Origin of the sequence: Vibrio sp. THAF64 (assembly GCF_009363455.1) — a bacterium.
GTDB lineage: Bacteria > Pseudomonadota > Gammaproteobacteria > Enterobacterales > Vibrionaceae > Vibrio > Vibrio coralliilyticus.
The window spans coordinates 142,451-154,269 of record NZ_CP045357.1; the positions used below are offsets into that span (position 1 = coordinate 142,451).

At 46.6% G+C, this 11,819-nt stretch carries 11 protein-coding genes and 2 pseudogenes; 7 read left to right on the forward strand and 6 right to left on the reverse strand.

Annotated features, from left to right (window positions below):
* Positions 1-409 precede the first annotated feature (409 nt).
* The 4 genes from FIU99_RS25470 (at position 410) to FIU99_RS25485 (ending at position 4,867) form a co-directional block, all read left to right on the forward strand.
* Entirely contained in the window at positions 410-1,234 is an 825-nt protein-coding gene (locus FIU99_RS25470; protein ID WP_152472696.1) for an AraC family transcriptional regulator, read from the forward strand.
* Positions 1,235-1,268: 34 nt separating this feature from the next.
* Complete coding sequence (locus tag FIU99_RS25475) at positions 1,269-1,865, forward strand: LysE family translocator (protein ID WP_152472697.1); 597 nt, start codon at positions 1,269-1,271, stop codon at positions 1,863-1,865.
* Positions 1,866-1,880: 15 nt separating this feature from the next.
* Entirely contained in the window at positions 1,881-2,291 is a 411-nt protein-coding gene (locus FIU99_RS25480) for a DUF2000 family protein (protein WP_152472698.1), read from the forward strand.
* 596 nt (positions 2,292-2,887) lie between these two features.
* The gene (locus FIU99_RS25485; RefSeq protein WP_152472699.1) at positions 2,888-4,867 is read left to right on the forward strand and encodes a starch-binding protein; all 1,980 of its coding nucleotides are present in this window, start codon (positions 2,888-2,890) and stop codon (positions 4,865-4,867) included.
* Between the two features lie 209 nt (positions 4,868-5,076).
* Here FIU99_RS25485 and FIU99_RS25490 read toward each other — a convergent pair whose 3' ends face one another.
* On the reverse strand, positions 5,077-5,823 hold the full coding sequence (locus FIU99_RS25490) for an NYN domain-containing protein (protein WP_152472921.1): 747 nt from the start codon (positions 5,821-5,823) through the stop codon (positions 5,077-5,079).
* 100 nt (positions 5,824-5,923) lie between these two features.
* A complete protein-coding gene (locus FIU99_RS25495) occupies positions 5,924-6,790 on the reverse strand; it encodes a LysR family transcriptional regulator (RefSeq protein WP_235284539.1) in 867 nt (288 codons plus the stop codon).
* Positions 6,791-6,893: 103 nt separating this feature from the next.
* Here FIU99_RS25495 and FIU99_RS25500 point away from each other — a divergent pair, with 103 nt between their 5' ends.
* Positions 6,894-7,550, forward strand: a complete 657-nt coding sequence (locus FIU99_RS25500; RefSeq protein ID WP_152472700.1) for a glutathione S-transferase family protein — start codon at positions 6,894-6,896, stop codon at positions 7,548-7,550.
* Positions 7,551-7,971: 421 nt separating this feature from the next.
* On the opposite strand, the gene FIU99_RS25510 is transcribed toward FIU99_RS25500, so the two are convergent.
* Both FIU99_RS25510 and FIU99_RS25515 read right to left on the reverse strand, forming a co-directional pair.
* Complete coding sequence (locus FIU99_RS25510; protein WP_152472701.1) at positions 7,972-8,409, reverse strand: hypothetical protein; 438 nt, start codon at positions 8,407-8,409, stop codon at positions 7,972-7,974.
* Positions 8,410-8,701: 292 nt separating this feature from the next.
* Positions 8,702-9,157, reverse strand: coding sequence for a GNAT family N-acetyltransferase (locus FIU99_RS25515; RefSeq protein ID WP_043011783.1), 456 nt, complete (start codon positions 9,155-9,157; stop codon positions 8,702-8,704).
* 303 nt (positions 9,158-9,460) lie between these two features.
* Here FIU99_RS25515 and FIU99_RS25520 point away from each other — a divergent pair, with 303 nt between their 5' ends.
* Together FIU99_RS25520 and FIU99_RS25525 are read left to right on the forward strand one after the other, a co-directional pair.
* Positions 9,461-10,285, forward strand: a complete 825-nt coding sequence (locus tag FIU99_RS25520) for an AraC family transcriptional regulator (RefSeq protein ID WP_152472702.1) — start codon at positions 9,461-9,463, stop codon at positions 10,283-10,285.
* Positions 10,286-10,361: 76 nt separating this feature from the next.
* On the forward strand, positions 10,362-10,997 hold the full coding sequence (locus tag FIU99_RS25525; RefSeq protein WP_152472703.1) for a LysE family translocator: 636 nt from the start codon (positions 10,362-10,364) through the stop codon (positions 10,995-10,997).
* Between the two features lie 218 nt (positions 10,998-11,215).
* Here the strand turns inward: FIU99_RS25525 and FIU99_RS25530 are convergent.
* Positions 11,216-11,554: pseudogene (locus FIU99_RS25530) on the reverse strand (type II toxin-antitoxin system HipA family toxin); the annotation flags it as partial.
* Between the two features lie 152 nt (positions 11,555-11,706).
* Positions 11,707-11,817 (reverse strand): annotated as a pseudogene (locus FIU99_RS27780) (transcriptional regulator); the annotation flags it as partial.
* Positions 11,818-11,819 lie beyond the last annotated feature (2 nt).

Consider the following 11,819-nt stretch of genomic DNA (forward strand, 5'->3'; position numbering starts at 1 on the left):
CTTAGATTTGATGGGTGTCTAACTTACCAACGTTCTCTGATCAAATGCCGCTAACACTCTTTGCTTGAAAAGCCTGAGCTGATGCGGCGGGCAGGTTTAATCAATTTCTGTTGTTGAATCTTTAGAGTCGAGTTAAGGCTTAGCACTAACTATTCAACAGAGGGTTGCTTCTTCACACCCGTCCACACTGCCAAAGTCGTCATCGCATACTTCATTCATAAATAGTCAACTTAACACTTCCCACGATCCAGACGCTTTATCGTTGACAGTTGGTCACTCAGAATTGCCCCAACGTTTGCTAGGTAAGAAAAAGTAACGGTTATGCATTGAGCAATTTTGTTCTATCTTCACCATCACTTGCTCTCTATACTTTCCTTATGTTTCCACCAAATAGATTGAGTCTGTCAGAATGCAAGAACAGTTTAGCTATCAAAAAAGTGCGCACACTCTAGGATTGTGTTCATTTTCGGCAAAGATGAGAGACTTTAGTTACAGTAAACATGCTCATGAAGAGTTCAGTATTGGTGTGACTTGCCGTGGTCGTCAGGACTTTTTCAGCAATGGCGCTTTTCACAAAAGTCAGGCAGGAAACGTTGTCTTTTTTAATCCAGAGCAGGTTCATGATGGGCATGCTGGAGGTGGAAAAGATATGGAGTATGAAATGCTCTACATCCCTGAGTCAACAATGATGAGTTTGATGCAAAGCATAGGGAGTGTGTCTAAGGATCAGTCTCGATTGAAAGCGTCATCCTTTCACGATGCGGTGTTGCAACGCCAGATCATCTCACTTGCCCGCTCTATGAACTTAGCACAGCCGCTTTCTTCACTAGAAGAAGAGCACCTCTTGCTGGGCATTGCGCATTCGATTGTTCGCCTTGGCGATGGCTCGTTCATTGAGAAGGCGTATGGGCGAACAGACAAACTATTGCAGCAAGCCAAGGAGTTTATTCACTTCAACCTAAATCGAAAGCTAGGGATTGAAGAGATTTCAAACGCTGCCAATATGTCTAAATATCATTTCATTCGACTGTTTAACAAACAGTTTGGTATGACGCCACACCAGTATGTACTTAGCTATAAAATCAACCGAGTAAAACACGAGTTAGAGCTAGGTGATAATGCCGCGAATATTGCGTTTAAGTACGGCTTTTCTGATTTGAGTCATCTAAATCGTAACTTCAAAAATACGTTTGGCATCACGCCAACCCAATACCAAAAACAACTCTCGCTTTAGCCTCAACTAAAGCATCGACCAAAAGATCAACGCTATGCTGGACATAATTATTTATGCTCTAGGGGTCATGTACACCCCGGGGCCAGTCAACGCTATCTGCTTAAACAGTGGCATACAAAAACAAAGTTCAATATTTGGCTTTAGCCTTGGTGTCTCAATCGCCATGTTTGCATTATTCAGCGCGGTTTCGCTGATTGGCGAAACATTAATGAATGATGCTTTCTTACAATGGACCGCAATATTGGGGGCTCTCTACATTCTTTGGTTGGCATACAAAATATTCGTAAGCCAAGTGGGTAAGGTTGAATTAAAGCCTAGCCAAAACATGAATTTGCGAGACGGTTTGATGCTTCAACTGCTTAATCCGAAAGGCATTACGGTTGCATTACCTATTGCAACCGTTCAATTTCCCTCCGTAGGGATTACGGGCGGGTACATCTTTGTGTGGTGCGCTATTTTGGCACTACTGGCGTTTGGTGCCCCTACGGTTTACTACATTGCAGGGCGTCTTATAGGCAAAAAGATAAACGAAACTGACTACTTAGTTGTCATGAATAAGCTAATGGCCGTGTTGTTAATGTTTGTTGGCTTAAAGATGGGCGTGTCGCCTGTCATTGATTTAGTGTTCTGATTAATAAGAGGTTATATGCAATTTAATTCCAAGTTTGTCATTGTTGTGGCGGAGGATTTACCGGTATGGCAGAAATTGAATGTTGTCAGTTTTTTATCTGGTGGCATCACTTCAACATCCGCGGTTCAGACTGGAGAACGGTATGTGGATGGGAGTGACAACACCTACCTACCGCTTTGTATTCAGCCAACAATTGTCCTTAAAGTGAAGAGAAGTAAACTGCCAACTTTTATCCAACGCGCTCATCGTGCAAGCACAGAAACGGCCATATTCATCGATGATATGTTTGCAACAGGTCATGATGAAGCGAATCGAGGCACCGTTCGTTCCTATGATACGGAGCACTTACCCTTGGTCGGGATTGCACTATGTGCAGAGCAAAAGCTCGTGGATAAAATCGTTAAAGGCGCAAAGCTTCACGATTAGGGTTGACCTGTAATAACCCAAATCTAGGATAACGAGCCAGAGAAAAGTCTGGCTCAATTTTGTCCAGAGGCCGTGGCCTAACGACGACTACGATGGCGATAGTTAACGTCGTATTGGTGTAGTCGTTGTACAACCAAAGAAATTGTCGATGAGCTCACATATTAAGACTATCGCAGCAACCTTATGCGAACTGATACTGCAAATAGTCTATTCACTCTTTGAGAGTCTATTTTTGTGACTGCTCAAAAGCCAAGCCTTAATCCCATTACTTTCCGCTGTTCATGCTTAACACTCTACTAAGGCACTTAATGTGCTCATTATTTCGCCACATTAAGTGAGCCGGATCTAACCGCACTCTCAAATACCCACACCATTAGTGATGAGTCTTAAAGATATAACCAAGACAAATTCATGTTGGTTATTATTTGTGCAACATTAAGTGCACTGTTGAATAAGGAGGCATCTCCTCTGTGTCTGACGTTCCTTACCTCTGCAACGCTAACAAACAAAGCGCACACCGACCCCCGATGGAGTGGCCATATTACAAAGTGCAGTGTATTCAACAGCCTGTGTCTAACTTTATGAATGAGAGATCGATGAAAAAAACAACGTTAATTGCGCTCGCTGTAAGCTCTGGTCTAGCTTTCAGCACTGTCGCACACGCGGCCACCCCAAAAACGGCTTTTGTACACCTATTTGAATGGGGGTGGGAAGATATTGCGACTGAATGTGAAACCTTTCTCGGGCCGAAAGGCTTCGCGGCAGTACAAGTTTCGCCACCGAATAAAACCATCTCTGGCAACCAGTGGTGGACACGTTATCAACCTGTCAGTTATGCGTTTGACAGTCGAAGTGGTGATAGAGCCCAGTTTCAAAGCATGGTTCAGCGATGTAAAGAAGCTGGTGTCGACATCTACCTTGATGCGGTCATCAACCACATGGCAGCGTGGAACCGTTCGTTTCCTGACGTGCCTTATGGCAGTAATGACTTCCACACGTGCACCAGTAAAGAGATTGATTATGGAAACCGCTGGCAGGTGCAAAACTGTGACCTAGTTGGGCTCAATGATCTAAAAACTGAGTCTGAGTATGTGCGCCAAAAGATCGCTGACTACATGAATGATGCGATCAGCATGGGGGTCGCTGGTTTCCGTATTGATGCAGCCAAACATATCCCTGCTGGCGATATTGAGGCGATCAAAAATAAACTTAACGGCAATCCTTATATCTTCCAAGAAGTCATTGGGGCTTATTCAGAGCCGGTCAAGCCTTCCGAGTACAAGCATATCGGTGATGTCACTGAGTTTGATTACGCTCGACGTGTGGGACCTGCATTTAGAAACAGTGATATTGCGAGCCTTCGCAACATCGGCCACGAGCTCGAACTTTCGAGTAGCGATGCCGTAACGTTCGTGACCAATCATGATGAAGAGAGACACAACCCTAATGGACCCATCTGGCATGGTGTCTCAGGGAATGGTTATAATCTCGCCAATATCTTTACCCTAGCGTACCCATATGGATATCCAAAAATCATGTCGGGTTATTTCTTTGGTGGTGACTTCGATGCAGGGCCACCGAGCAACGGTGTTCATACAGGTGATGCGTGTGGTTTTGACGGCGGCAGTTGGGTGTGTGAGCACCAATGGCGCGGCATCGCCAACATGGTCTCATTCAGAAACCATACCGCCTCAGAGTGGACGGTCACCGACTGGTGGCAAAACGGAAACGATCAAATCGCGTTCGGCCGCGGTGGTCTCGGTTATGTGGTGATCAACAAACGCTATGGTAGCGCTCTATCTCAACGTTTGTACACTGGCATGCCAGATAATGTGTACTGCAACGTCATTGAGGCAAACTATGATGAGCAGACGGGGCAGTGTATTGGCGCGCCGGGAGCGCAAGGCCCATCGACGATCACCGTCAGCGGTGGCTACGCGGATTTCTCTGTTGCCGGTGATCATGCTGCTGCCATTCATGTTGGCGCGGTGGTGGGTGATGCTTGTACAGACTGTGGCCCGGATCCAAAACCAGCGACCGAGCAAGAGATCTGTTTTGATAATCAGCAACACTTCCATTCTCCAACCCTGTACTATTGGAACGTCGCCAGCGAATCGAATATCGATAATGCCACTTGGCCAGGTGTTCAAATGCAGCTTAAGAACGGCGTTTACTGCCATGACTTCGGGAGTAAGATAAGTAGTGCCCAAGTTATCTTTAGTGACAATGGTAGTCATCAGACAGCTGATCTTATCGCCTCTCAAGGGGCATTTTGTTACCTCGCTGGTGTTTGGGCTCCGCTCAGCCAGTGTAATAATGAAGGTAACGAAGTATGGTATTTCCGAGGCACACCTAACCAATGGGGTCTCACTCAGCTAAGCTATGACGCTGCAACCAAACAATACTTTACGATCCAGTCATTTAATGGTGAAGAGAGTCCCGCACGCTTTAAGATTGACAATGGCAGTTGGACTAATGCTTATCCAAGCTCAGACTATGTAGTCAGTGACTACAAGACTTATCGGGTGTCTTTCGACAGCGCCAGTAAAACTATCACCGTTGTCGAACAGAACTAACTCACTGTAAGGCTTCTATCTAGCGTCTGATGGAAGCCTTTGCTGTCGCACTAAGAAGTCAGGATTGGCATGAGCAACCAACCAGTTTATCTTTGATATAAACTGGTTGGTTGTACTTCATCTACTGTTTTGAGCAAGCTGATGCAAAACAAAATTCCCCTCCTTCCTCATCAGTGATGGTGTGCACCAAAGCCCGACTTATCAAAAGGTTACGTGTGGCCGTTGGCCCCTTGGAGCTTGAGTTGGCGGGCCTTGGTGATCAACTTAAACTCCAGCCCCGAACGTTTGATGTGACGGGTTTTATAGCGTGTGGGGTATTGGTCAAAGAAGTCCGACAGTTTCTTTAATCCGTAATTACGAGGGTCAAAGTCTGGCTTGATCCGTTTCAGGTACTGACCCGCTTCCCCTAGTTTCACCCAACCATTTTCATCTCGATAGTTTTGCCACGTTTGGTGCATGAGGCGCCACAGCTCCCGTTCCGCGTTTTGGTTGGGCCTGCGCTGAGCGTCATCCACCTCCGTCGCCCCCTGCAAATTTTCGATGGCCACGAAATCATCACAAGCGTTTTTAAACGAGCTCGGTGTCATGGCCTTGCCGACCCCGATGACGTGTATCTCGGACTCGCGTAGCCGAGTAGCCAGGCTGGTAAAGTCGCTGTCACTGGAGATGAGCGCGAACGCATCAAAACGTTGGCTATAGAGCAGGTCCATCGCATCAATGATCATCAGCGAGTCGGTGGCGTTCTTGCCTGACGTGTAGGCAAACTGCTGTTTGGCTTGGATCGCCAATTCATTCAAGGGTTGCTTCCAGTTTTTCAAACGCTCAGACGAAAAGTCACCATAGGCGCGTTTGACGACGATGTGGCCGAAACTGGAAAGTTCTTCAATGATCGCCGCCAGTTTTGAATGGGGCGTATTGTCGGAATCAATCAGGACCGCTATTTTTTTGTTACCCATGCGCTCTTTTTCACCGGTGGATATGGATAAAGTTGCACTATAAAAGCAAGCACCGCCCCGTTTCAATCTTGGCTCCTCAGAAGTGTTACGCGGCCCCTCCTCACGTCCCGAATTGTTGCGCCACAAAATCAATAAAGACCCTGACCCGTTCGGGTTGATACTCGCCGCCGCGGTACAGGGCCGCCAGCGGAAACGTCATGGCTGAGAAATCCTCGTCGAGTTTTTGTAGTTCTCCTCGCTGAACATAAGGCGCCGCCAGAATATCCGGTTGATAGCTGGCCCCCATACCAGCCAGGGTCAACTGGCGAATGAGCCGAGGGCTATTGCTTTTGAACACCGTCTTGACGGCACGGCTGCGCTGCGATGTGTTCGACACGGGCCAGCGCGCGGTGGGATGTAGGTTGCTGTCAATCAGGCATGGCAAAGCCGCTGGCCTGTCGACGTACTGCTCGGCGAGCTCGGGCGCGGCGTAGACGGCGCTGCTGAGCGACATCAGTGGGCGGTAATGCAAACCGGAATCATCAAGCGTACTGGCGCGAAAGGCAATGTCGATCCCCTGCTCCACCAAGTCGAGCTTTTGATTGGTCACCAGCAAGTCAATCTGGATCTCTGGGTATTGGGCGTGAAACGCGGGAATGAGCGGACTGAGCAGCTCTTCGGCGAAACCTTGTGACGCCGTCACGCGAAGTGGCCCCGATGCGGTTTGGTTGTGAGCATCAAGCTGGCTGTATAGCTTGTCAAACTGCGTCAAGACCTGCTGCGCTTGGCGATAGTAGTGCCAACCGGGTGGACTGACGGACAGTTTACGGGTGGTACGATGAAACAGTGTCACACCGAGCTGCGCTTCCACCTGATTAACGTATTTGGACGTCAGGGATTTGGACAGGCCCAGGCGTTCGGCGGCAGCCGTAAAAGAGCCAGTTTCAATCACCGCCACCACTGTTCTCATGCCATCAATAGTATCCATAGATTATCAACGTAGTAGAAAATATCATTCCATGGTAGTGCGGTTTTTCTTTGGTGCAAAGTGTTCTTTAATGGCGTCGATTTGATGATTATGGAACCGTACTATGCTGACACTCTATTGGCATCCTCTGTCTGGACACGCTCACCGCGCCCACCTGCTGCTAAGCTTCCTCGACGTGGAGTTCACCCTCGTCCCCGTGGATTTGCCGGCAGGTGAACATCGGCAACCGGCCTTTTTGGCCCTCAATCCCTTTGGTCAAATTCCGGTGCTGGTGGACGGCGAGACCGTAATTGCAGATTCCAACGCGATTTTGGTGTACTTGGCCAGTGTCTACGATACGCAGCAGCAATGGCTGCCGCCCTGCCCGATCAAGCGCGCCCACATTGAGCAGTTCCTGTCTCTGGCGGCGCATCGATTGGCCGGCTCTCTGGCCAAACTGCGCGCCGCCAACGTGTTTCATCGCCCCATCAAGGATGACAGCCTCAGGCAAGATGCGCTCACGGTGCTGACACAACTTGAGGGATACCTCGCTGGCCGGCAGTGGCTGGTGGGCCCGACGCCCACGCTGGCCGATCTGGCCTTGTACACCTACACCAAGCTCGCGCCTGAAGCCGGCATGGATTTGCAAGACTACCCGGCCCTCACCGGTTGGCTTGCGCGAATCGAAGCCTTACCCGGCTTTGTCCCCATGACCTTATCCGACGTGGGACATCGCCAGCCCAAGCCGCCCACGCTGCGACAGGCAAAGGTCGACAGCTAACGAAGGTCGACCTTGCTCGTGGTGTCTCAGGCTTAGGTCTCCCCTGCTCTACCTAGTCTCCACTTAGCTTGATCGGGATCTGGATAGGCTGATTTTTCCCCAGGGACGCTTCAATGAGAGACGGCTGATCAAAAAGACCAGTGGGCCGGTTGTCCACAATATCCTCCAGGATCGACAAACACCGAATAAGACTCGCTCGCTTGCCAAGAGGTTGTGGGGCTAAACACCCACAGGGATTCATTGTGCTCGGACATCAATGGCGCCCGGAACCGGTTAGCCCCGGCTGTCTTTGATCCTGATTCGAAACGACAATGAGCTGAATTCATCCGCCTTGAGCGTATTCAGAACTTACTCAAAGCGGATGTTCAGTTACAGGGTTTTGAGATGGTTGGTAACGCTATTCTCGCACTCAAATAATTGATCAGGCTGTATGGATATTTGCATTAGGTTTGATTTTGCTCTTTGTTTTAAAAACGTAATTATCAAAGTCTCTTAAAATGAACAGTGTGAAACAGGCGGCTAACATAGGCCATGCAGCAAAGAAGAGTAGGTTGTTAAACGGATCCATGTACTTTCCAAATGACGCAAACGTGCTTGCTGCATGTAAAGCCAAAATAGCGCCATAAGTGACTTTTTTCCATATGCCTAACAAGAACGCAAGCAGAAAGACTATCTGAAGAAAGCCTAAGGCCATCATAGCGCTACTTGATACACTTAGGCCATAAAAGCCTTGCATGACTTTCACGGCGTGTTCGGGAACGAGTATTTTGTCCAAGCCCCAGAATAAAAAGACGGTGAATATGGTGGCTCTCAGGAGAAGAAGACTAATTGATAGCTTTGTTTCGAGTTGCTGTGACATGATAATCCTTTAAATGTTAGTGTATATGGGTTTTTCAAAGGATAAGAACCAGACTTATTATCAGTCATTTCAAATAACATGAGCTTTAAATGTAAGCAATTGTATTGATTTAGGATTGGCTTCGATTCGTTTTTGATAGCTAGCTTAGTGGTGAAAGGGATCTCAATCTCCCAACCGATTTTTTCCCGTATCCCAAAAGTGGATGAGTATAAATATTCATTAGCGATATTCTTGTTAGCTGATTTTAAACCCAGTCGTTATTTGCATACCTTTATCAATTGTTAGCAATCACTCATAGAGCTAACTTGAATCCCTCGTGTGTTGCCTTAAAACCGAGCCTTTCATAAAACCTTATGGCATCTGGACGTTGCTTATCGCTAGTAAGTTGAACGAGGTTGCAACCCTTGGACTTGGCCAGCTTAATCGCATGTTGAAACATTTGCTCTCCAAAGCCTCGTCCACGAAATTTTTCGTGAATTCTGACGCCTTCAATGAGACAACGCCAACTACCAACGTGCGTCAAATACGGAATAAACGTAACTTGGAGCATACCAACTAACAAACCTTCAAGTTCGACAACAAGCAACTCATTGTTTGGATCGCAAGTGATGGCTTTTAATGCGGAGTGATAGGCTTTGTTTATTGGAATATTGGGGTCCTCTCTCTTACTACCCAGAGGGTCATTTGCGAGTAGCGATACGAGGTTTTCTAGATCTTCAAATTGAGCTGAACGATATTCTAGTACCATTGATATTTCCTTTTGACTGCTGTTACCTTATCTAAGAGTTTCCTCTTATCTATCACTAGATCTTGGCGGAATGATCAGAAAGTAACGGTTTGAATAAGAAAGATATCACATCCCTCTTACAAGTGTATCAACAATGAAAACAGTGAAAGCGCTTCATATTTAGCATCAGATCGATTCTGAAACATGCGATGTGTATATACCTGAAACTCCAATTCGAGGCGAGTCAGCGTTGGCACAGGTATACTGTTAGCGCCTTCAATAGTCCGTCAAGACTTTCAAAATTAATTGCTATATATTTGATTCATGCTAACAAACAGTGCCTACATTTATACGACGAGTTTTTTCGGTGGTGTCGAAGTGCTTATCGCCGACTTTACAAACCATCAGTTTGATGCCCATTGGCATGATACGTGGTCTATCGGAACGGTTGTTTCTGGTGCTCATGACAATAGCCCCAGAGCGACAGGAAATGGTATCGTGAACTCTGGGCAAGTCACAGTGATTGCGCCTGGAGAAGTGCATGCAGGAAGGGTTCTCAGCCCTAATCGATGCAAATATGTGATGTTCTATATCCAAGACGCGGAGTTGCGTAAAGCGTTTGAACACCTAGACCAGCGTGTTCCTTCAGTTTCTAACTTGACCTTTGAGTCACCAGAACTGCACCAAGAGTTGGCGCATTGTGCGATGCAGCTTGCCGACCCGTCGACAACATTGTTTGATACCGAGGTAAGCTGGGCACGTTGTCTAGCTTTGATCGTGGAGCAGTTATCTCTAACGGTTGTTATCAATTCCTTGCCTCCACGGATCGAAGATTTTAAAAAGGTCGCCATAGCGCGTGACTATCTTGATAATCATTACTACGAAATGATTACACTTGACCAGTTAGCTCAAGAGGCAAACCTTTCCAAATTCCACCTTTGCCGTGAGTTTTCCCGTATTTTTAACATTTCTCCTAATAAGTATTTGCGACAGTTAAGGTTGATCAAGGCAAAACAGCTACTTAGCGATGGTTACCCCGTAGCTGAAATAGCAACGACTTGTGGTTTTTCTGACCAGTCTCACTTGGGGCGTCATTTTAAAGCTGTATTCGGGGTTTCTCCCAAAAAATATGCAGACGAGTTCAAGTGAGCAATTCTGTTATATAACTCTCTTCTTACCTTTGTCATTCTGCCCCTAAATAGGTGACTTTAAGGTAGTCGTAGAAATGATAGACATTAATTTAATTATTCTATTCTCCATCACAACATTTGTTCTGATGATAACCCCTGGAACAGACATGGTTTTTGTTGTGTCAAATGCACTGTCTAGTGGTAGAAAAGCAGGAGTAGCATCCATCTTGGGTGTAGCCAGTGGAGCATATATTCATGTAATTTTGGCAACGCTTGGTGTGGCCGCCATCATTTCGACTTCTCCAACAATCTATAACACTCTTGTGCTTGTAGGTGCTTTGTACATGGGGTGGATTGGTTGGAGCATTTTTACTCATCATGGGGCAATCTCATCACTCGATAAAGTTCCTCAGCGCACACTGAAGAAAGTTTATATGCAAGGGGTAATGACTAACCTGCTGAATCCCAAAGCTATCATTTTCACCTTGTCTTTCTTCCCTCAGTTTATCTCTAGAGACTCAGGACAGATTAGCGAGCAAATGCTGTTACTCGGGGTGATACTAGTCATCATTATGATTCTGGTTGAGTTGCCATTGGTATTCTTTGCTAGCGCCATTGGAGAGCGATTAAATGAAAGTGATCAGCTATCCAAGCGTGTCCATCAATGTGCGGGAGGCATTCTTATTTCCCTAGCGTTATACATAACATTGACGAGACTGGCTATCGCTTAAGAGTCATTCTGAAATATATAAAAATGGGGAAAACCACATAAGTAACGCTAGCACTGTTTTGTCCATTTTCTTCCACATCAACCACCGCCAAAAACGGTGGTTGTAGACGTTTTACAATACCAGAAGTTATATGATGGATAGATTTCGTCCGAAGGCTCAAACACGTTTCTGTCCAAAAATCGTTTATTAATTGCTGATGATCGCCTCGGTATTTGCCTTTAAAGCAGCTCACTCATTTCTGGCACACTGTCGGCTTGCGCTAACAAATGATCACATTCTGTTCGGATGAGTGACGCACAGAGTTCTATGTGTTCCCGCTCTCCCTTATCGATTCCTTGAGCTTCGGTAAGTCTAATCGTTTCCTTCACAGCACTCTTTATCGCCCCAACGGTTTCTACCAGTATGGAAGCCATTTTGGGGCCGGAAAAGCCCAGCAGAGCGCCAAACTCAGCTAAATCATAGCTGGTGATAGGGCATTGGAAGTTCCCTTTCGGCGGGTTTTGAAAGTCTTCGCTTTCCCAATCGCCAATCGACATAGCAAAATACTGGGGAAGACTGATCATCGAAAGGGATATGTGGCGAAATCGGGAAACCAGTGTGTTTCCAATCCTCTTCATAGATGAATGAGAACTCAGTTTTAGTTCCAACAGGAAGAATCAAACGACCAATTTTGGTATTCGTACCGATAAACACGTCTAACTGTCGTAACTTACTCATACCAACCGTCCTCATTGCTTGTCACGCTGTTATCATCTTGAGTGATAATTTGACTATGTGGACGAAGCCATACGTGTAAGTCGATAAGGCGTAAGGACAGCCCTG